This window comes from Bacillus sp. BB081, from assembly GCF_008368895.1.
GTDB classification, from domain to species: Bacteria; Bacillota; Bacilli; order Bacillales; family Bacillaceae_G; genus Bacillus_A; species Bacillus_A wiedmannii.
In genome coordinates this window covers 1-22,638 of sequence record NZ_QOZX01000103.1, presented here as the reverse complement: position 1 = coordinate 22,638, position 22,638 = coordinate 1, and the positions used below count along the sequence as shown (strand labels likewise).

The 22,638-nt window shown below is 33.2% G+C and carries 21 protein-coding genes and 1 pseudogene; 2 read left to right on the top strand and 20 right to left on the bottom strand.

Annotated elements, in window-relative coordinates:
- Positions 1-168: 168 nt before the first annotated feature.
- The 17 genes and pseudogenes from DN394_RS27500 to DN394_RS27420 all read right to left on the bottom strand — a co-directional run bounded on the left by DN394_RS27500 (position 169) and on the right by DN394_RS27420 (position 17,533).
- Positions 169-615, bottom strand: a complete 447-nt coding sequence (locus DN394_RS27500; protein WP_046953662.1) for a DUF5085 family protein — start codon at positions 613-615, stop codon at positions 169-171.
- On the bottom strand, positions 609-1,073 hold the full coding sequence (locus tag DN394_RS27495) for a DUF5085 family protein (RefSeq protein WP_046959244.1): 465 nt from the start codon (positions 1,071-1,073) through the stop codon (positions 609-611). Before DN394_RS27495 ends, DN394_RS27500 begins: the two co-directional genes overlap by 7 nt.
- 87 nt (positions 1,074-1,160) lie before the next feature.
- On the bottom strand, positions 1,161-1,955 hold the full coding sequence (locus tag DN394_RS27490; RefSeq protein ID WP_048538776.1) for a hypothetical protein: 795 nt from the start codon (positions 1,953-1,955) through the stop codon (positions 1,161-1,163).
- 33 nt (positions 1,956-1,988) lie between these two features.
- On the bottom strand, positions 1,989-3,569 hold the full coding sequence (locus tag DN394_RS27485; RefSeq protein WP_098208703.1) for a T7SS effector LXG polymorphic toxin: 1,581 nt from the start codon (positions 3,567-3,569) through the stop codon (positions 1,989-1,991).
- 17 nt (positions 3,570-3,586) lie between these two features.
- A complete protein-coding gene (locus tag DN394_RS27480) occupies positions 3,587-3,889 on the bottom strand; it encodes a TIGR04197 family type VII secretion effector (RefSeq protein ID WP_000503890.1) in 303 nt (100 codons plus the stop codon).
- Between the two features lie 3 nt (positions 3,890-3,892).
- On the bottom strand, positions 3,893-4,315 hold the full coding sequence (locus DN394_RS27475) for a YwqH-like family protein (RefSeq protein WP_002127046.1): 423 nt from the start codon (positions 4,313-4,315) through the stop codon (positions 3,893-3,895).
- A 12-nt stretch (positions 4,316-4,327) separates the two neighbouring features.
- Positions 4,328-8,839, bottom strand: a complete 4,512-nt coding sequence (essC, locus tag DN394_RS27470; protein WP_098208704.1) for a type VII secretion protein EssC — start codon at positions 8,837-8,839, stop codon at positions 4,328-4,330.
- Between the two features lie 39 nt (positions 8,840-8,878).
- A complete protein-coding gene (gene essB, locus DN394_RS27465) occupies positions 8,879-10,078 on the bottom strand; it encodes a type VII secretion protein EssB (protein WP_046959240.1) in 1,200 nt (399 codons plus the stop codon).
- A gap of 73 nt (positions 10,079-10,151) precedes the next feature.
- Positions 10,152-10,403: an EsaB/YukD family protein gene (locus DN394_RS27460; protein ID WP_001007572.1), complete on the bottom strand. Its 252-nt coding sequence runs from the start codon at positions 10,401-10,403 to the stop codon at positions 10,152-10,154.
- A gap of 4 nt (positions 10,404-10,407) precedes the next feature.
- Positions 10,408-10,911, bottom strand: coding sequence for a type VII secretion protein EssA (gene essA, locus DN394_RS27455; protein WP_000595665.1), 504 nt, complete (start codon positions 10,909-10,911; stop codon positions 10,408-10,410).
- Positions 10,883-14,320, bottom strand: a complete 3,438-nt coding sequence (esaA, locus tag DN394_RS27450) for a type VII secretion protein EsaA (protein WP_149294432.1) — start codon at positions 14,318-14,320, stop codon at positions 10,883-10,885. The genes essA and esaA overlap by 29 nt, the downstream gene beginning before the upstream one ends.
- A 126-nt stretch (positions 14,321-14,446) precedes the next feature.
- A complete protein-coding gene (locus DN394_RS27445; protein ID WP_000918598.1) occupies positions 14,447-14,743 on the bottom strand; it encodes a WXG100 family type VII secretion target in 297 nt (98 codons plus the stop codon).
- A 365-nt stretch (positions 14,744-15,108) separates the two neighbouring features.
- Positions 15,109-15,537 (bottom strand): GNAT family N-acetyltransferase, encoded by a 429-nt coding sequence (locus DN394_RS27440; protein ID WP_098208706.1) that lies wholly within the window; start codon positions 15,535-15,537, stop codon positions 15,109-15,111.
- Positions 15,534-15,905 (bottom strand): annotated as a pseudogene (locus DN394_RS27435) (cupin). Before DN394_RS27435 ends, DN394_RS27440 begins: the two are co-directional and overlap by 4 nt.
- 12 nt (positions 15,906-15,917) lie before the next feature.
- Positions 15,918-16,403: a GNAT family N-acetyltransferase gene (locus tag DN394_RS27430; RefSeq protein WP_000222830.1), complete on the bottom strand. Its 486-nt coding sequence runs from the start codon at positions 16,401-16,403 to the stop codon at positions 15,918-15,920.
- Positions 16,400-16,960, bottom strand: a complete 561-nt coding sequence (locus tag DN394_RS27425; RefSeq protein ID WP_098149668.1) for a 2'-5' RNA ligase family protein — start codon at positions 16,958-16,960, stop codon at positions 16,400-16,402. Before DN394_RS27425 ends, DN394_RS27430 begins: the two co-directional genes overlap by 4 nt.
- A gap of 6 nt (positions 16,961-16,966) precedes the next feature.
- On the bottom strand, positions 16,967-17,533 hold the full coding sequence (locus tag DN394_RS27420) for a GNAT family N-acetyltransferase (RefSeq protein ID WP_098077113.1): 567 nt from the start codon (positions 17,531-17,533) through the stop codon (positions 16,967-16,969).
- 136 nt (positions 17,534-17,669) lie between these two features.
- Here DN394_RS27420 and DN394_RS27415 point away from each other — a divergent pair, with 136 nt between their 5' ends.
- The gene (locus DN394_RS27415; protein ID WP_098953802.1) at positions 17,670-18,302 is read left to right on the top strand and encodes a DUF1648 domain-containing protein; all 633 of its coding nucleotides are present in this window, start codon (positions 17,670-17,672) and stop codon (positions 18,300-18,302) included.
- A gap of 47 nt (positions 18,303-18,349) precedes the next feature.
- On the opposite strand, the gene DN394_RS27410 is transcribed toward DN394_RS27415, so the two are convergent.
- Positions 18,350-18,772 carry a GNAT family N-acetyltransferase gene (locus tag DN394_RS27410; RefSeq protein WP_098208707.1) on the bottom strand — a complete coding sequence of 141 codons (423 nt, stop codon included), beginning with the start codon at positions 18,770-18,772 and terminating at the stop codon, positions 18,350-18,352.
- A 130-nt stretch (positions 18,773-18,902) separates the two neighbouring features.
- On the opposite strand from DN394_RS27410, the gene pdxR reads away from it, so the two are divergent.
- On the top strand, positions 18,903-20,303 hold the full coding sequence (gene pdxR, locus DN394_RS27405; RefSeq protein WP_098208708.1) for a MocR-like pyridoxine biosynthesis transcription factor PdxR: 1,401 nt from the start codon (positions 18,903-18,905) through the stop codon (positions 20,301-20,303).
- Between the two features lie 46 nt (positions 20,304-20,349).
- On the opposite strand, the gene DN394_RS27400 is transcribed toward pdxR, so the two are convergent.
- Together DN394_RS27400 and DN394_RS27395 are read right to left on the bottom strand one after the other, a co-directional pair.
- Positions 20,350-21,195 (bottom strand): YitT family protein, encoded by an 846-nt coding sequence (locus DN394_RS27400; RefSeq protein ID WP_000755133.1) that lies wholly within the window; start codon positions 21,193-21,195, stop codon positions 20,350-20,352.
- A 169-nt stretch (positions 21,196-21,364) separates the two neighbouring features.
- On the bottom strand, positions 21,365-22,573 hold the full coding sequence (locus tag DN394_RS27395) for a macrolide family glycosyltransferase (protein WP_098208709.1): 1,209 nt from the start codon (positions 22,571-22,573) through the stop codon (positions 21,365-21,367).
- Between the last annotated feature and the right edge of the window lie 65 nt (positions 22,574-22,638).

Genomic DNA, 22,638 nt, shown 5'->3' with positions numbered 1-22,638 from the left:
TGTCGAAATATTAAGTTAATTATATATAGATTTGAGAACGAAAAACCTCCTCATTCTAACGAGAAGAGAAGGTTTTATTTATGTCACATCCCCATATACTATTCAAAACTATCTCTTTTAAGATATTTCATGATGCTTCCATATTTTAAAAATCTCAAGCTTCAAATATTATACTTCACTATATACCGCGATTTTCACTTCAACATACTGTAAAGACTCATCACCGCTAAACACATGATAAATTGGCGAAGCTAAATTCAGATTATTATCCTCCATATATTGGAGCATTTCACCATATACCTGCTCTGTTAATTTTTCATAATCTCCCGTATATCGTTTCATGAGCATCTCATCAACATAATAATAGCTCCTAAATTGAAGTGTTTCTGACGTTGGAATTTTATCTTCATTTACCGGCATAAATAATTCAATATACATATTTCCATCAGACGGTATATTTTTCAAAGCGTAAAACATAGGACCTTTTATCGTTAAATTCGCTTTTGAAATTTCTGACATAAAATCTTCAATTGCTTCTTTCATATCTGGGTAATGAAAAATGTATTCTCTTGAAACAACATTTGTATATGCAATACTTTGTTTTTCAATTAGCATTTCACTGTTTCACCTACTTCTATAATAGGAGCATAAATATCTAACCATGTATCACCATATACATCTAAACATACGTGATAAAAACTACTATCTAATTTCATATGATGCTGCTCTGCAACCTCACGTATTAGGTTATAAGCCTCCTCAATATCACCATCTTCATCTGTAAATCGCACACATAGAGCACTCTTAATAATTAAAGCATCATAATACTCATATGCAGAGCTCTCACCTAAATCAACTCTTCCGTTGACAGGAATACAATACGTATATTCCCCATATTCTGGTTCATTTTCTAACTGTGAATATTTATATAGAACAGGTCCTACTGCATATATCCCATTACGAACTACTTGATTTCTAAGTGCTCTTGCGGGTAACAACCAATCTTCTTTTTTTACAATTTGAGTAATGCTTATTAAATTTAAAAGTGACAATGCTTTATGCTGAACTTTCACAAAATCTCCCCCTTTTCAACTTGTGGATTCATAAATAGTCATCAAGTTTATAACATATATCCTATTAAGATTTGAACAATTTTCAAATTATTTTATTTCTTTCTCTTTCTCTTTCTCTCTCTCTTTATAACGCTTTAAGAATTCCTGGCGTTCTCTTTCATGTTCTTCCCACGAAATGTAAAATGATGGGAATTTGAATCTACAATAGGCTAATAATTGGAACTCTGCTGCACCTATGGCTACTGCGTACATTACAAGGGTTCCTGCCATATACCCCACTAAAACCCCTGTTTCATAATTATTATGAAAATAAATTAAAATAAGAAGGGTTAGTACATATATCGTAATACCAATCATTGTATTGTTTTTTATTTTACTAAAAAATGAAGTTGCTCTTTCATCGGTACTAAAGGCTCCACTCTCTGCTTGTTTAAAGGTATCAATTGTTGTCACCAGATGAACAAAAACTGCTCCTAGAAACAATAAACCCACATACAATAATGTAATTTGATCAATAGAGTAATTCGAAATTGCTGGAAGTATAAATAATGTGAATCCTATAGTTCCTAGCTGGAATGCAAATAATAATATCACAAGTGCTTGCAACTTTTGATATTTGAAACGAGCTTTTGGAATTAGATATAGAATGAAAAAGATTACTTGCAAACCATATAACACTAATTCAATACTAACAATTATTTTGTCAAAGAGAGTTGGATAGTAACCCCAGCCAAGCTTAATTAATGCTACCAAAATAAAAAGCATGAATAATGAGCTATAAACTATTCCTCCAAACATAAACCCCATAGAATCTTCTGGGCTTAAGCGATTTCTACATGTAATTTTAAATTCTCCTAAATCATCTTCTTTAATTTTCCACATTTGATTGCTTCACCTTCACTTTGAATTATTATATTACCAGAACAAGGATCCAAGTTTCTTAGTCACAGATCCCAATTGTTCCTTAGCCGCAGATTCAATTTGTTCCTTAGCCACAGATCCAAGTTTCACAACCTCAGATTCAAGTTTCCTAGTCACCGATTTTATGCCTTTTTTTGTACCGCTAACTATACTTTCTCCTCCAAACATATCCGCTTTGTAGTTCAATGCTTCCGAAGCAAGTATCCCAACACCCGCTCCAACTGCAGTACCAATAGGCGGAAGGAAAAATGAACCTACTACAGCACCAGTTGCAGCTGCTCCAGCAGTTGCCCCTACATCTACCGCTGAATCTGTTGCAATGTCCCAAACGTCATGTAATTGCCACCCATCGTTACTAGCCTCTACAACATTGTTTGCAACGGAAAGAACAGATCCAGCTATTCCAAAACTTTTCATCGTTTTCCCTACTCCACCTAATTCTTTAAGTGTATCCTTCCATTTCCAAGGCTTCAAATCAGTAACACCTTTTCCAAGTTCTGTTTTGAGTGAACTCCAAGATTTGTTCCCAACAGCTTTTACAAGCCCATTACTCTTCCAGTCTAGTTTGAAATCTTTATACGCTTTGAATTCCGGTAATTCCATAATCTCTCTTTTCGCTATTCTTACTTCTCTATCGGTTACTTTGGGATCAGTTGGCCTCATCCAACCAGTTAAATACTCTTCTACTCTACCTTTAAGAAATTTAAAAATATGATCCTCGTTCTTATCAGCCTTTAAAAATTCAAGAGCTTCTACCATTTGTTTCGGTTTGGTTGTTTTTAATAAATATTGTCCCTCACCATCTATAATGTCAAACTGCGTACCAAACCCTAAAACTTTTTTCATATAATGGTAGCGCAAAAATGAAGATACCACTCCTTTTCCCCATTTATTTCCTTTATTAAAACCGCCTATCCAAGCTTTCGAAGTCACAACTGTTGCTGCTACCCATTCTTCGGGCATTATTTTTTCTATTGAATCACTAGAAAAATCCCCGCCATAAGCTTGTACTCGATTCATTCCATCCTCTAACTCACGTATCATTTCTTGAAACGTTTGTAGATCACTTTGGTTACTATTATAAGCTTCTAATTTTTCTAAAGTGTCACTAATTTCCTTTTGACTTTTTATAGACCCTTCCATGATCCCTGCTGATGATGGATATTGAATTGCGATGATGTCGCTAACAGACCCTACAGTTTGTCTTGCTTGGTCATTAGATAGATTAAATCCTTCACTATACCCATTAATTTTTTTCTTTACATCATCCAAGTAAATTCCATAAATTTTCGTATCAGCATCACTGTCAACAGTACTATTGAAATCATTAATACTTTTTTGAAATTGTTCTTTTAATAATTCCACTACTTCCATATACTTAAAAATAACACTTCCATGAACTGTAGATAAATAATTTTTAATATCAGAAGCAGCTTTCCCTTGAAAAGAGTTAATCTCTGTAAAATCAAGTATTTTTTGCATCAAACATTCAAATTGTAGATTCAACTCAGTGGCACTTGCTTGAAATCTATTTTGAAGTTCTTTTACTTCTTGTAACTCTATATTTTTATCCACGCTTCTCCCACCCTATTTTAATTTTTCATAGCATGATGAATTGAACCGATCCTTAATTGCTTCTCAAGTTGTTCGTCTTTTTCGACTATTTTCTCCCCAGTTTGTTGTATTTTATTTAAGTCATTTTCCAATATCTGTTCGTATTGCTGCACCTTTTGAGATAACTTTTCAATTGCTTCACAATACTGAATCAGCCTAGTCAAATTCGTACGACTCAATTGCATACCATTAAATTTAGTCTTACCTAAATCACTAGCCCCACTTTTCAAATCACTTACTTTCGCATCAAATACCCCTTTATTTAATTTAATTTCCCCCATTTATCATTTCCCCGCCTTCTGTACTTCTACTTGAATACTAGCGTCAACCATTGAAACACTTCTACTTAGAGAAAGAATACTAGACTCACATGCAGCGATTTCTCTTTCAAGCCGCCGTATAGCTTGATCGATGTCTTCTTGCACTCTCCCTAGTTCTCCAATAAACCTCCCTAAATTAGAAATGACTTGTTGTTCATACGTTTCTTTAAAAGTAGTTGCTCTTTGCCCTTTCCAACTACTCTCGTTTATTTCTAAAGACTTAAACTGCTCTTGATTTTGTTTAATTGCTTCAAGATTATTTACAAATTTCCCCTTAGCAGTTATTAGCCTTCGTAGTTTCATTTGTAATTCAGCCAATTGCCCTTGTTGATGACTTATACTACTTAATAAACCAGATTTTTGACTATTTAATTCCTCTATCCCCATGCAAATCCCCCCTTAAATAGTTGGCACTTTAATTCTAGTAGCAAAACGATTTTCAACAAAATACCCTTCAAATGGATTTAATTTTGTACTACTTAAATCTTTATTAGATACATCGAAGACCATTTGGCCTGATGATTTTCTAAGTAAAATAACATGAGATTGCGTTTTTATTGTTTTTGAAACTAAGTCGTATCGACTGTCAATTGAATCAACATCACAGCCAATTACGAAGTGGATGCCCATAAATGCACCATTTGTTATTAATTCCGCCAAACTATATATATCGCTATCTTCTAAATTACTTAAAATATCATTTACATCTGCGATTACGATTACAATCGGCTTAAATTTCTTAATAAATTCTGCCGGGTTCACTGTTTCACTTGATGCTTCCTGCTCTTCTTTAAACGCCGCTTCTCTCGATTTATAAGCATTTGTAACTTGTTTAATCGTTTTCTCAATTCCTGTTTTTTCAGCTACATATAAAGCAGCGCTCTCTCTATAGTTTGAGAAATTGCGTGTTCTTGTATCGATTAAGCCTAGGTCAAAGTGTCCACTTTCAGCTAATTGTTGAAGGAATTGATGAACTACATTTTCAACTTCATCTTTCTTAATTCCCCCTACAACAATATTAGCCGCTTCCGTTAAATCTAATTCGAGAGGCGTAACGCTTTCTGTTTCTACACCAAATGTTAGTTTGCCTGCTTCAATAATTTTTCTTGTTTCTGGCCATGCAATGAATTCTTTGTATTCCAGAACTTCAGGTACCATAGGGATTGCTTTCGGTCTTTCTCCATCCCAGAAGGAATCCATCTCTTTTCCTTCAGCTTGTATATTTTCGATTCGAGTAAGGACATCTTCTCCATTTGTCGGTAAAGCTGTTTGGAAGATTGTTGGTTCGTCAATTTTAACTAAACCACGACCTGCTAATTCTTCAATTTTTAACTCTGTTCTTCCTACAATAGCTCTAGATTCTGCCTCATCTATCATATATAGAGCAATTTGTAGTTTAATATTTGTATTTACTTGTACTCTCAATGCATTTTGACGTGTAGCCGTAAGCATTAAATGAATTCCTACTGCTGCCCCTTCACGTACAATTTGTGCAACAATGCGTTCAAAGTCTTCGACAAATCCAGCTTCTCTAACAGCATCATAGTTATCTAACGTAATTAATACTGTTGGTAATACTTCCTTACTAGCTCTCTCATACATTTCAAGACTCGCAACTCCATATTTACTTAGCAATTGCTTTCTATCTTTTAATAAGTCTTCTATGCGACGAAGAAACTTCTCGCATTTTTCAACTTGGTCTAATGTAATGATGTCCGCCACATGTGGTAATGATTTTAATGGCATTAAGCCATTTGTTCCGAAGTCTAATAAATACACATGCAAATGCTCCGGACTATGCTGACGAGCTACATCCATAATGACTGATTGTAAGAATGTTGATTTTCCGTAGCCTGGGCTTGAGAAGACCGCTACGTGTCCGTCTTTACTAATATCTAGTGTTAATGGTGTTTGTGATTGTAATTCAGGCTGATCTAGTAGACCAACTGTTGCTTTTAATGGTTTCTTTTCTTTCGTCCATGCTTCTTTGAACTGAATAGCGTGTAAGTCTTGTAAATATACGCTCTCTGGAAGTGGCGGTAACCACGGTCTAGCTAATGCTTCAATTTCATTTATTTCTGCGTAATCGTGAATGTAGTCAATAACAGCATCCAATTCAGATGGCACGCTTATTACTTCTTTACTGCTACCAAGTCCACTTAAGTCTTCACTTAATATTTCATATTGTCCTAAATCATTTATTGCATAAATTGTTGCGTCTAAATGTTCTTTATCCTCTTTGTTTTCTACATAGTCTGCTCCGCTCCAAGCTGATTGGAATAGTTCATAAATTTCATTATTCCCAACTTGTAAGTAAGCACGTCCTGGTAATGTAATTTCAGCAGCATCTGGTGTTTTTAAAATTTCATTACTATCTGACGTATTTTGAACTTTTAATGCTAGTTTGAATTTCGAGTTACTCCAAATTTGATCATCTACAACACCACTCGGTTTTTGCGTAGCTAATATTAAATGGATTCCGAGTGAACGACCGATACGCGCTGTTGAAACTAACTCTTTCATAAATTCTGGTTGTTCTGACTTCAGTTCCGCGAATTCATCACTAATTAAAAATAGATGTGGCATCGGTTCACTTACTAAGCCTTCTTTATACAATTTTTGATACTGATTAATATGGTTTACATCATTTTCCCCAAATAAGCGTTGTCTTTTTTGCAATTCAGCTTTAATTGATGCGAGCGCTCTCATACTTTGTGCTCCATCTAAGTTCGTAATTGTTCCTAATAAATGCGGTAAATTTTTGAATAAATTCGCCATACCGCCGCCTTTATAGTCAATTAGTAGAAAGGCTACTTCGTAAGGATGGAAATTGACCGCTAGAGATAATATATACGATTGTATAATTTCCGACTTACCTGAACCTGTTGTACCTGCTATTAACCCATGTGGTCCGTGTGCTTTTTCGTGTAAGTTTAAGTTTACGATATCTTCTTTACCACGTAATCCAAGTGGTACAGCTAAAGATTTATGCGCTGCATTTTTCTCCCAGCGACTTGTAATATTTAGTTCTTTTACTTTCTCAACACCGTACATTTCTAAAAATGTTACACTTTCTGGGATACTATTTTTTAAGTTTTGCAAATGATTTAACGGTGCTAACGCTCGTGAAACATCTTCTAAATTGAACCCTTTCGGTACGTGATTTAGTTTAAATTGACGGTTTACAAGCTCTCCCTGTTCTAAGATGATGTTCCCTTGTTTTGCATCTCTTATGTCTATTACCGTTTTCACATGCTCCGGTAAACTTTGCATAACATCTTGTACAAATACAAGTGATACACCTAATTGACTCGGATCATCATTAAAGAATTCCATAACAACATGGTCTAGTATTAGTTTTTCATCTGTAATGAGAACGACATAGTGCGGTGCAAAGTACATTTTTTCATTCGTTGAACTTTTTTCATCTAGTTTTAATTTTCGTTCTTTCAATATTTGATACAAACTATTTAACACTTGATCACGGCTACGATCATGGTACACAAATCCACGTACATTTATATCGCGAACACTTCCATGAGGTAACCAGCGCATCCAATCCCATTTTTCTTTTTCTTCTTCAGGAAAAATAGTAATAAACTGCAAGTCATAATAACTATGGAATAATGCGGTTTGTACAACTAATAATTGTAATTGCTCTAACACTAAAGAGCGTTGTCCAATATAGCCAACCGGTCCATTTATCAAATCTGTTACAACAGGTACATCTTCCAATGATAGATAACGCTGTCTTAGTTCACGTGCTATATCAATTAATTCATCTTTCGTTTGACTAAATTCTTCTTCATTAAATTGGATTTCAAAACTTGTATTAGCTTGTCCTGTCCCAACGCTAAATGTTAAGAAATCATGATGTAGCATTGTTTTTTCATATATACGTGGATTTACTTGCACAGCCATATTACGTATCACTTCAACATTTGGATTATGATATTGTAATGCATGACGTTGCTTTTCACTTTCTGCATGTAAATCTTTCGTTTTTTGTTTTATATACTCTCTATAACTTTTATCACGTTCCACAATGTCAATTTTATATTGCTTTAAATTTTTTATATAAGATGTGACAGAAACAATAATCGTTACTAATGTCATCGCAATCGATGCAATAATAAACATTCCATATTTCATAAAGATAGCAAGTAATACTGTTACGACAATCATGACAAGAGATGGTGCAATGATTCTTGCCAAATGCTCAGTCGGTTTTGACGGCATACTTGAAGGTTTTGCAATTGTCATTTTCTCTTCTGGTTCACGGTAAATAATACGTGGTGAACGATGATAGTCTGGATAACCACTTTGATAATTCGTTTCTGATTCTACTAAAATAGGTAACGTAGATTTAACATTCTCTTCTGAAGACAATACTTGAATATCTTCACTGCCTATCTCTACTAAAACACCATCAAAATATAATACGTCTCCTGCTTCTAACATAACGCTACCTTTTAACTTCGTATAATTATGAAATACATCCCCGTCATATACGTTCACTTTAAAAGAATCGTACAACGTTTCACGAGATAACATTAAATCCACATTCGTTCCGGTAATAGAAATATCATCATAACTGTTTTGACTCAATGTAAGAGAATGTTTCGTTCCGATATCAAACACTTTATTTGTACCAATAATAGATATAAAGATTTTCAAGCTCACATCTTTAGTTTTTCCAATCTCAAATTCCTTATTGAACTCTATTAATTGATTTTGTACCATCCAAGCATTTACTTCATTATTCCACTTTAACTCTACTTCTTGTTCTAAACTTGGATTCGTAATATCATTTGTCCACTCTTTTCCAATCGACACTATTGATTGCTCATTTGGATGTAATGTGCACTTATATATTTTGTCTCCATAAGTCAATACTAATAGTTGCTCCATCCGTGTTCACTGCTCCTTTTCAACTGTCTCATCAAGCGCTTACTCTTTTTTCTCTGTGTTCGACGAGTCTTTATCGTTTGATGCATCGCCATATTTCTTTTTATACTCATTTAATTGTTGCTCATATGTTTTTAACTTTTGATCACGCTCTTCACCTGATAAATCCGGATTATTTTTCAGTGATTCAATTTGTTTAACAAGGCCGTACATAATAAGCTGAGGATCATCAAGAGTTTTAGCTAAATCTAATGATTTATCAAAATCACCTTTTCCGTTATACATCCAATACAACAAATACTTTTCATCACTTTTCAAACTAATATTTTTCATAATTGATTTCTTTTGATCTTCGCCTAGTTTTTCAGCTGTAATGTATGCAAATGCTAACTCATATTTAGATGCAATCGGTAATGATTCAAATTCCTCTTCATTTAATTGCGTAATTACTTTGTCATAATCAGTTGCTATGAAACTCACATTTGCTTCTAATAATTTATTTTGATAAGGAAATTTTATAAAAGTGAAATATATTAAAGGAGCAGCTAAAATAACTGTCGCCGCTATGAAGGAAAAAGCTAAGTATTTAAATGATTTATAGCTCTTTTTAGGTACTAACTGCATATTTTTTTCTGTTTTTGTTTGTTCCTTCTCAAAGCTGTCATCAAGAAACTGCAGTAATGCATCTAAACTTTCCATTTGAGCAACTGTCTGTTCAAATGTTGTTTCTTTTGCATCTTTTAGTAACCCAGCATATAAATCATCAAAATTGTGCTTTTCGGAGAATAAAGCAATAATTAGACACTTGTATTGCGTTAAAAATTGCTCTTCTAACAACGGGGTTGGTGGAACAATATCTCGAATTCCTCTATGTATAATACTTGGCATTAAATTCGCATTAAAAACTATATTGTCTGGATGTAAAAAGAACGTAATTCGTTTATTTAAATATTTACGAAATTGCGCAACATTTCGAAGCAGTCTCAATTTCTCATTTCTTCCAAAACGGCCAAGGTCGTCCCACTTATATAATTTTTTGTCGACTTGAAATAGAAACGTAAACATATCATCCATTTCTTCTATCGTTAATGGTACAAAGTCAGATGATGCGCCCGTAATTATATCGAATTGACGGAAGTCTTTTATACGTGTTTGAGATTTTGTCATCTCCAATTTCCAATTTTCTTTTTCTATTTGAAATTGATAGTTCATTGCATCAATTTGAATTGTTTTTTCCGTCATGTTTATCCTCTTCTCCTTTTCTTTATAACCAGTAATAACTTATTTTCAAAAAACTACAAGTAAGAAATATTCTTTATAAAACTTGTAAAATATCTCCGTCTGTTATTTGGTGATCAATTAAACGATCATTATCTGTTAAAACAATTGACTTATTTTTCACTTTCATTACAAAATGTGAACCTTCATGATTATCAATCTTTAACGTATCTAATAAGTTTTTCAATAAATATTTAATAGATTGATGATTCGGAATACGCAAATCATATGTATTTCCATTCCATTTACTAAAATCTACCGTTACATTAATATGCGTTTGTATTGCCATTACTTTACCTCCAACTTTTCCGAAGAACCGTATAAATACCGATGCAAATAAGTAAAACACTGCCGCCTAACAATATGATTATTGTTGTACTGATTGGCTTTTCATTCATTGTTTGATTACTCGCTACTTCATCAGCGCTTTTTCTTACAACGTATTCACTGCTAAATAAACTATTTTTCGTATCTTTAACACGAGTATTTTCTTTTTGTTTTATAAAAAGAGAATCTCTTAAGGATTCCATCTCTTTTTGTTCTTTCTTTTTCTTTTTTTGAATTTCTTCTTCTATATCTTTATTAAATAACTCAATTGATGCTTTATCTAATTCTGTTTCCTTATGTTCCTTTTTATTTTTTTCTTGGTCTTTATCTTCAAAGCGGTCTACTTTAAACTGAATCTTTCCATCATCACCAAGATAACTGTCCGCCGCGCTCCTAATCGGTAGCGCGACAAACAGTAAAAGGAAACAAATAAATGATAACTTAACCACTATGCTCCATTGTTTGATCATTTACTTCTTTTTCCTCCCATTTCTTGTGCCATACAAATAGATTACTAACTAATCCTATAATGGCAATTACAAACAATACGATAAAAATAACTTTTCCTGTATCTTTACCGCTAATAAAATCATTTAGAAAACCTTCTATATATTGAAGCGGTGAAAATTGACGCAATTTACCTACAGAAGACATTTGGTCTACTTTACTTCCAACTGCTTCAGTTAAAAATAGATACATACTTAAAAATACTAATAAGATAAACATCCCTACCATTTTTATTTGTCGTAGTAAGTATGTTGAAACTAATACGAACGCCATCATAATGATTGTGATAAACGCAATCCATAGTAAACTTTGATCCTGACTGAATTTTAAAAGACGGCCTGAGATGACTCCTATACTGATTCCTTCCACAATCGATATCCCAAATACTACTACTGTAGTTGGTACATTCATATCAATTAAAGAGAATCTCTCTTCAAAATGATCTGATTGCGCTCGTTTCTTTTCTTGATTCGCAATTGCATATGCCGTAAATAACGCAACAATGAAACAAGTTAATACGATTAAGTATGGTGTAAAAGCATTACCAGCTACAATTACCCCATCATTTTGTTTCTGAACTGGACTAGATAAAAACTCATATAGCATCTCATTTTGACGATCTCCAATACGACTATTCGCCAAAATCTTCGTAAAGTTTTTCGAGAATGCTTTATCATCTTCCATTTTCTTCGTAAAATCATTTAATAAAGAATCTGCTTTCGAAACAATTGTCGTTCCGCTGTCTTGAATTTCTTTTGCTTGTCCATTAATTTGGTCAAATGTTTTATACACATCATCTGATGTCGCTAAACTATGCTTTGAACTCTCTACTAATGACTGAGTTTGCATCGTTAAAGATTTAATACCAGAGTCTAACGATAGTACAGCTGTTTGTTCACCTGCATTATTAGTCGTTAATACTTGTTGTTCTTCAGCTAACTTTAAGCTACTCTCACGCCATTTCGCTAAACCTTTTACATACTCTCCTAAATTTTGATTCATACTAGTTGCTTGCTGCATCGTTTCATTTAATTTCTCTGCTAATAGCATTGAATTTTGATCTGCACTAGTAATGAGCTGTTGGTAAGAGTCTATTTTTTGTTTTAAACCTGTCATATCTTGCTTTATTTCACTCGTAATACTAGCTGAAACAAGATTTGAAATTAAGTCAATTAAGCTTTGTTTATTTAATACGTAATACAAAGATTGTTCAGTTGCAATTGCATCTAAACTTCCCTCTTCTAGCTTAGGACCTACATCTTTCGTTCTTAAATCAATCCCATAATACATTTCGTAAAGGCTCATTAAACCTTGATAACTTTCAACTGTATCTACTGCTTCTTTTATTAATACATTAGATATATTTTTTGTTAATACTTCTGTTTTTTGATGTACAACTTGATTCGTTGTACTTTCAATAACTTTACCGTTATCTGTTCCTGTTTCGCCTCCTGGATTTCCTCCGGTTCCGTTATCTGTCCCCGTTCCGCCTCCTGGGTTTCCTCCTGTTCCGTTATCTCCTCCTGTTTCTCCTCCGGTTTCGTCCTCTGTTCCCGTTCCGCCTCCTGGGCTTCCTCCGGTTCCGTTATCTTTCCCTGTTGTGTTTTCCATTTTTTTAATAATAGGCGTTTTAGCATTGTGTACTAACGGCATTATGCCATACTGTGATTTATGAACCACATTTTCCACCTTGCTATTTTCCGTTTGTGTTCCTTTATCCTCTTTATTAGGTTCTTCTTTTTCAGAACTAGTTTCTTTTTTATGAGTCCCGCTCAATTCCCACTGCCACGTTACAGGAGAGAAAACATCTATATTGATGTTTGGATCTTTTAACTTTACATGCAAGCTAATCTTTATATCCCCTTCATTACGAGGAGCTATTGTAATTTCTCCTGCTTCGCTTTGAAGAAAGTCACTTGTACGATCCACACCATCAATATGTAACGCTTCTGTACTTCCATCTAGTTTAAATTCTTCTGGAATATTTATCTTCAAAGTTTGTGAAGATTCCATTTTAATTACTTTCGCAGTATCACTAAATGTAATTCCCTCTGTATAAAGTTTATCCTTTACTTCTTTAATAGCGCTTCCTAAAGATATTTTATTTACAGGATCATAATAAAAATTATTTTCTTTATTATATTTTTTTGTAAATTGAATTACATTTTGCAGTTGTAATTTCGTTGTATCTGGCAAATCACTTTGACCGATTTCTTCCATGTTTAAACTCGGTAATTTCGCAATTAAATTTTCGATTTGTTTCTTTATTCGAACATCTGGTTGCTTCATTAATGTATTTATAAAGATTTCTTGCTTTCCATCATTCGACATAGATTGCTTTAACTTTTTAATTACCGTCTCTTGAATATCACTTTCTAACTTTCCTGCAAGTTCTGTATCATATTCTGACACTTGTTTTTTTACATCTGTTAAATACTTTTGAATTGTTGAAGCATCAGCTAAAATATTAGGATCTTTCTCTGAAAGCGTAAACTGATTTGCGATAATTTTATTCGCAGATTCTAATGCACTTAACTGTTTTAAAACATCGCCTGAATTCATATCACTCATATACTGATTAAATTGATTTGTAAAATTATTCGCTAACAGATTATTATCCGTTTGTATTTTTTGAAAGTTATTAAATCCTTCTAAATACGTATTATTAGATTTATTCCCTTCATCTAAAGCTTGTCCAAACCCTTTTAAAACATCTTGGAATCCTTTAAAACTATTAACAGAAATACCAGTGTAATCTTGTACCGTTTTAAATTGGTTTGTGTAATTTGCCAACGGGCTATGTACATCTTTTTTATACATAGTCGTTTGATTGGTTCCTTTTTCAATTATTTTACCTATATTATCTTGTGCACCTTGCAACTTACCGATAACACTTGCAAAATAAACATCGATGATTTGCTTATTAAAATCTTCTAAAATAGCAGAAGCTGTATTTTCTGCCTCAGCTTTCAAATCTTTATTCCCAGTTGCATTTACTTTGTAATTTAAAGTTAATTTCTCCGGAAGTTCTGAATCAATTGCAACAGCCTTTCTAGAAAAATCGTTAGGTATTACAATCATCATATTGTAATTATTATTTTTCAAACCACTTTCTGCTACACCACGACTTACTACGTACCATTCTTGTTTCGTATTTTTATTTACATTTTTAACAAATTGATCTCCAAACGCTATTTTATTACCTTCAAATACAGTACCTTGATCTTCATTTACCAATGCAACTGTCATTTTTTGCGTAGTATTCTCATTTGCTTTCTTAACATTTTGATTTAACGCTAAATAGGAGACCCCTGTTGATAACACAAGAGCTAAAATAATAAACAACAAGATGCTCCACTTGAACTTTTTCACTACTTATCACTCCTGCGACTGCGAGTCTATTAAGTTAAAGACTTCGTATCTTACTCTAGTTTTAAAGTAATTTAGCCATACAACGTATGGTTGCATGGCTAAATTATATAGTTCTTTTTATCTGTCTTATTGTAGACCGAAATTACGAGAAAGATCTTCGTCATGTCTTGCAACAGCTTCTGCAGTTTTATTAAGCTGCATATTAATTTCTTGTAATAACTCTGCGAAGTTTTGTACTTTTGGCTTTAATTGATTGAACTGTTGATCAAAACCTTCGAAAGCACGACCTTCCCATTCTCCTCTTAATTCATTTTGTAAGTTTTGTAGTTGACGTAAAATGTCCTCAATTTGATTTGCACCTTGTCCATATCGAGTCGCTTTCGATTTAAGCTCCTCTGGTGACATGCGAATTTGTCCTGCCATGAATAAATCCCCCTTAAAATTTAAAAATAGTAAAATTAACCAAAAATCAATTCTACAAATTGATTATATCAATAATTTAAAAATTTCTAAACAAAAAAATGATATTTTTCCAAATTTTATCTTTTACTATAATAACATTATATTATATAATACTAATTTATTTATTTTTAAGCATACTCTATAAATTTAAAGAAAACCTTTTACTTTATATATCTTTAAGGACTTATCCATTTTTAATTTCAGCAATAAAGTGTTCACTAAATCATTATTTTGTCCTATCTCATTTATGTAAGTTGATTCTATTTGTAATGCCGGATACACCATTTACAAATACGCAACATATTCTCTTTCTCTTTTTATTTTTCTCACTTCAAAGTCATAATTACCTGTCTTTCAACAAAACCAAACTCTTCGTACATCTCTTTCGCAAAATTCCCAGCAAATACATTCAAACGAATTTCTGAATAATTCTTTTGTAATTCCTTAATACCAGCCCACATTAACTTTCTTGACAACCCTTTCCCGCGGTACTCTGGAAAAACATACAATTCGTATATAAACCCTAGTTTTTCAAGAGAAAAATAGTCCGTATTTTCCCCTATTAATATCCACCCCATTACATTGTTTTCTTCTTTAACGACTAAATAATATGCTCCCCTTTCTACAATCGGCCTTGTAATTTCAATTGCTTTCTCTGTACTTAACTGACAATTCCCTCTTGTCCCTTCAAAAAGTGATTGAGCTGCATACTGTAAGATTTCATTCGTTTCTTCTCGATTCGCCTTTTCTATCATTTTTCACAACTCTCCTCTTTAATAGGCATTAATATTGCTCGTTCAAGTTCCTCCGACTCAATTACAATTGCCATCAATCCCTTTTCCGTACTCGTTTCATGAGATTCGTCCTTCTCCCAAAACACAGCTTGTCCCGCCTTCACCTTCACTTTTTCTTTATCTGCTCCGCATATATATCCTTCTCCGTCCACAATAAGAAGCAGCTGTGATACAACTGCTTCATGATATCCAATTATTCCATTCTCTCATAAATGCATAGCACCGATATGTACATTTCCTTTATAGTTTAATATTTTTGACATTATGAAATTAGATTGAAATGCTGAGATTTTCTTTCCCACTTTTTCACTAAAATCAAAAATTTTCATTACTAATCCTCCCTATACGTATAAAACCATCCTTACTGTCTGCATCATATGTCCTTCAAAATCTTCTTCAAATTCCTCTAATTGTGCAAAACCTTTCGCTTCATAAAAACGTTTTCCTTTTTCATTCGCTGCTTCTACATGAATGTATAGTTTCCGAATTCCTTTTAATTCCGTTAACCCTTTTTGTAATAAAGCACTTCCTACCCCTTTCCCTTGCTGATCTGGTAACAAATAAATCGCTCCTAATTCTGCTTCGTTTTGCAATCTAACAGGTGAAAAATTCGCAAAGCCAATTACTTCTCCCTCTTCTTCCGCAACAAATAAATGTGTATTTTCAAGACGATATTTCATTTTTTCATCAGAATAGGCCTCGTCTAAAAATCTGTCTTGAATCTCTCTCGGAATAATGCTTTCGTATGTATCATGCCAAGCAACTTTCGCTACTGATTGTACCGCATGGATATCTTCTTGCTTCATTTCTCTAATTACATATGTCATCTCGTTGTCTCCATTCTCTTAAAATTATATTCTGCTAATATACTAGAAGAAATGGCAAAACCTTTTTCATAATTCACCTTAATTAATTTTAATTTCTCAATTGAAGCTGTTGCATAATCAAATTTTTCATAAATATATTCCATTGCAATTAAAAACTGATTTGCATGTAACTTATTTGCAATCGTACAATGCGGAACCCATTTTCCTGGCACATAATATGAATTTAAATTATCATGAAAAGTTTTAAAATTATCATGGTAATAATGATGAAGTTTTAACAATTCATCTGTAATGGTCGGTGCTAAAAAGATCGTTCCATTAGTAGGAAAAGTTCCAACAGAAGGAAAATTTATTGCAGCCATATTTTCTTGAACAGATACAAACTCCTCTAGTTTCTTAGTATATAAGTTAACATCTACCTCATTGTAATCAGCTAATGTAATATGAGGTTCTACTCCTGCTAATTGATTTGTGCCAATGATATTTGTTATTTCATTTTGCAATTCTATAATTTTATTAGTAAACACACGATCAAATGTAGCAATAATAGCGTACATACTTCCTCACCCCTTCGTTACATATAACGCTTCCCATTCTTCACGAATCATTCCCATTCGAATAGAATCATAGTACGTTCCATTATAATAACGGCATTTGCGCATTCTACCTTCTAAACTCATTCCTATTTTCTCAGCTACTTTCATCATTCGTTCATTACCAGACCAAGTCGTGATTCCTACTCTACCAATCTCCATCTCTTCAAATAGTAAATCTCGATATAATGTTAACGCCTCTGTACCATAACCACCATTCCAGTAATTTGGATTATAAATAACAAGCCCCATCTCTAACCAACGCGTCGGTTTATATTCCCAATAAAACCCGATTGTCCCTATAATTTGACCATTATTTTCTATAATTAAATTGGATAGAGGTTCCTCTTTTAAACGAGTTTTCATCTTCTCTTTATAAGACGAGTATTCTTGCATTGAAAACGGAAAATACGGTGCATCCCATTTTTTCCATTCTGGATTTTCTTCTTTAAATACAAGATCCCATAATGTTTTTATATCTGATTCTTCAATTGCACGAATTGTAACTTTATCCCCTTTTACTCTTACGTTTTGCATAATTTCCTCCTACACCCCTCTTTATTTCATATATAATTATAATATTTTTTCAGAAAAATCAAAACAGATATCGTTTATTATATTGTATAATTTTGTTATAAGATACCAATTATTCATGTGGAAAGCTGGTGATTCAATGAATAATCGATTTAGTATTACTTTATTTCTCACTATTATTACAACAAATATTATTCTCTATTTCTTCTTACCATTACGTATTGTTACGAAATGGGACTTCAATGGAACGCCTACATCAACAATGGATAAAAGCATTTTTGTTATCGTAAATATAATTATATGTACCTTCTTATTCTTATTCTTTTTATTTTTAGCTTTATCTAAAGCAGCGAGTAACCAGAAATTTCTCCTTTGGATTGGCAACACAATTTTACTATTTTTATTTTTTGTCGATATTGTCATTGCTCTCATCGCTCTTGGCTTCACTCTTCCTTTTGATCATTTCATATTTTTAGCATTAGGGCTTTTATTTATAGTAATAGGCTATTTCAGTTCCAAAATTGATACGAGTAAATCAACGGTTTCATTGGAATGGAATGATAAACACCTTGAAAAAAGAGCTTCAAATATTTGTAGTATTTCAATGGTAATAGCAGGTATTTTCCTAGCCGGGCTTCCATTTATCGTTCCTGTTCCGTATAGAGGTTATGCTATAATCGCAATTATTTTAGGAATGACGCTTGCCATTTTACCGAGTACGATTTACTTACTTATGAAAGACAGCAAGCAATCTACTCATTTAAAAAGGTAATAAAAAAATAGGTTCTATATATTATGTCATATAGAACCTATCCTTCTTTATAATTCTTTATAAAAAGAAAAACTTACCTTATCATAACCTTCTCTTTCATAAAAGCGGTGAGCATCTAATCTAGGAAATGCTGATGTAAGAGCGATGGACTCACATTCGTTTTCTTTTCCCCAGTTCTCTATATATGAGAGTAATACATTCCCATACCCTTTTGAACGATGTGCTTCTGCTGTTACAAGATCATATACGAAAACATGTTTCTCATTATAAAAATTCGTACAAATCGCTACACCGGCTAGACTCACAACTTCATCCCCTTCATTACGTAACGAAAACAGTTTATAATTTTCTTCTTTCATTTTTTGAAATAAAGAACTTACTTCTTCTTTTGAAAGTTTTGTTCTTAACTGTTGTAATACAGGAAATACGTCATGTAAATCCGCTTCTGTTACTACTTCTCTAATATTCATTTTGATTCTCCCCTTACTATTTATAAAATTTTCTAAATGTTATATCATCATTATAGAAAGCCACTGTCCTTAGCTTAAGTGACAGTTTTATTCTTTTTTATAAGGCCAGTATGAAAAGGAGCGTCTACGAATGGATCTGACTATCCCATTAGTATTACAAAGTAAAACACCCCTTTACTTACAAATTTATGAATATATGAAACGCGAAATCTCTCATGGGTCACTACGTGCCGGTACACGCCTTCCTTCTCACAGAAATTTAGCTATGCAACTTAATGTGAGCCGTATTACAGTGGAATCTGCTTATCAACAATTACTAGCTGAAGGGTATGTAGAAAGCAAACCGAAACGTGGGATTTTTGTTGCAGAAGTTGATATTGATATCATTCAAAAGAAACAGCAAATTGCGTCAAACAGTGCTAACAATAAAGAAAACGAACAATATGATTATGATTGTAGTCAAGGACTTATTGATCAAAAAGCTTTTCCGATAACAAACTGGAAAAGAGCAATACACGAAACTTTATTTCAGTATGAAAATGAATTATTTGCTAAGGAAGATCCACAAGGTGAGCTCGTTCTACGAGAACATATTTCAAAGTATTTATATCATGCTCGCGGGGTACATTCTTCACCTGATCAAATTATTATCGGAGCAGGTACGCAGCCTCTTCTTTGGCTACTACTTCAGCTGCTTGGTTCAAAAAAGGAATTCGGAATCGAAAACCCTGGATTTCACCGTATTCCTGCTATGATTCAAAGTTCTGGTCTTACCGTTCACCCTATCCCTTTAGATGATAAAGGGATTCATATTTCCGCTTTACGTGAATCGGGTTGCAATGTAGCGTATGTCACTCCATCTCACCAATTTCCACTTGGAATCATTATGCCGTTATCTAGAAGACTCGAGTTATTAAAATGGGCGAATGATTGTAAGGGCTATATTATTGAAGATGATTACGACGGGGAATTCCGTTATATAGGAAAACCTATTCCTTCTTTACAAGGACTAGATGCAAATGAACATGTTATTTATATGGGAACTTTCTCGAAATCTTTTTTACCTTCTTTACGAATGGGATATATTGTTTTACCACCTCATCTGTTAAGAGCCTATGAAGAGCTTGGGGGTATGTTTAAACAAACTGTTTCTACGCTGCAGCAACTTACCTTTGCCACCTTTATTCAAAATGGTGATTGGGAACGTCATATTAACCGAAGTCGGACGTTATATAAAAGAAAACATATTTCTTTAATTAAATCTATTACAAACGAGATGGGAAATAACGTTCATATACTCGGTGAACAATCCGGACTTCATATTGTACTTCACGTTCATAACGGGATGAATGAACAAGAACTTATTCATGCAGCCGCAAAAGAACGTATTAAGTTATACCCTCTCTCCACATACGATTCTGTTCATAATGTAATGGATGAGTCGTATGTATTGCTCGGTTTTGGCAGTATTCCAGAGGATCGTATCGAAACCGTTGTCCAATTATTGAAAAAGGCCTGGTTCGCTAAATAAAAATAGCTCCACGCAAGTTATACTTACGTGGAGCTATTTTTATTCACTATTTTTCTGATCTCGCAGTCCTTCCCGGACGCTTAACACCAGTTGTTTCTGTTGAATAGGAAGCTTCAATGATAGCAGTTGGATCTACAGAGAGAACGAGATCTTTCATTTTCGGATAAATGAAACGGTTTGTAATACAATAAATGATTCTCTTATGTTCTCCTAAAAAACCACCTTCTCCATGTAGATACGTAACGGATAATTGCAATTCTTTCATAAGTAGATCGCCTATTTCTTTATTTTTACCAGAAATAATCATAACGCTCTTTCCTTGATTAATACCATCTAATATGAAATCAATCATCTTCGTAACAATATAGAAAATTGCTAATGAGAACATCGCTTGTTCAATTGAAAATAAAATGGCAACAAAAATGAAAATAACCGCATTTACAGCAAGTAAAAATGTACTAATCGGCACTTTAAAATGTTTATTCATCCAAACAGCTAACATTTCTGATCCATCAATTGCTCCGCCCATTTTTACTACAATCCCTACTCCCACACCAAATAGAACTCCTCCATAAAGAACAATTAACAATTCAGAAGTTGTAATTGCTGGAAACGGTTTTAAATAAATCAATCCGAGTGTTGTAACAACATTTGCATAGGATGTACGGATAAAGAACTTCTTTCCCATTACTTTTGCAGTAAATAATAAAATCGGGATATTAATTCCTAAGAACACTCCATAAAGCGGCAATCCTGCAACTTTATTCGCCATAATAGCAATGGCCGTTACTCCGCCATCTACTAATCCATTAGGTGCTAAAATAAGTTCTAATGAACCCGCTACAATAATTGAGCCAATTGTTAATAATACGTATTCAAATACTTTCTTCATTCATTACCCCCAAAACTTATATATTTTCTTAGTATTATTTTAACGTAATTTTACTACTAATTCAAAGATATGAGTTTATATACACAAAAGTTTCACCTTTACAGTGATTTTTTATGTAATTTATTTATAGAAACACACTTACATATTACAGTAAGTGTGCTCCAAACATTTATTTAAGTTTTAAGTATGAATTCATCTTCATTTTAAATATTTCATCAACTGCCCTATTATACCCACCAGCATTTCGAAGTGACTCTCCAACTTTACGACTATTTTCCTTAAACGTCACATCATCTATAACTTTTTCTACAGTCTCACGTAACAATTCAGAAGTTAATTCTTTACGATTAAGCCTTATTCCAGCCCCTACTTCGGTCACTCGTTTCGCAACTAAAGGCTGATCTCCTGTTACCGGAATTACAACTAACGGGACACCATAATATAACGCTTCACTCGAACTATTCATACCACCATGTGTCACGAATACATCAGCATACTGTAATACTTCTAATTGCGGCACATAATTATACAACTTAAAATTATTCGGAATGTGTTCAAATTGATTTATATTTATTTTCTTACCAACAACTAATACGACTGTCGCTTCTACATCTTTAAACGCTTCAAAACATTTTTCATATAGTTCAGGTTGTTCATTAAAAACTGTTCCCATAGAAATGAAAATCAATTTTTCATCTTTTAAATCTTCCATAGAAAAGCTGTCTACTTCTTTTCGAGTAGCAATTGATGGGCCGACAAACTTATACGATTCATCGAATACATCTGAACGCGGCTGGTATTCTTTTGAAGTATATACAATAGTAATATCACCAGGATGATTCATAATATCATACATACTATTACATTTCATTCCATACTGCCTATTCCATTTTTCCATTCCCGCTAAACAAGATTGATATAATGGATTCGTTTCATCTACTTGTCTTGATTCTTGTTCATCATTAAAAGTAATGTACTGATTAAAAGCAAATGTTGTACAAGAAGAAACGCTAGGTAATTTTAAAACATTGGCTATAATACGTCCTACGGGAAAATGATTATCGTATATCAAGTAATCGTACTTTTCCCCTTTTGTTTCTTCTACAATTTGAGTCACAATACGCTCTGATGCCTCAATCATATGAGATAGCATCGTCAAAGGACTCCCACCTTCATTTACTCGTTCCATAATATTAATTTGAGAGAGGAAATTCTCAAACACTCGGAATTCTGCACCTGTTGCTTCAATCTTCTTTCTATAATCTTCAATACAATACGAAACAACTGTCTCCCCTCGCCGAATTAACTGACTTACAATAGCTAAAGTCGGATTTATATGACCTTCTCCAGGAAAATTTATTACGAGTACATTTGCCATCATATTCTCTCCTATCTAACAATATTAATAGTTAATTATATTAATTAATTTAAAACTATTATAAA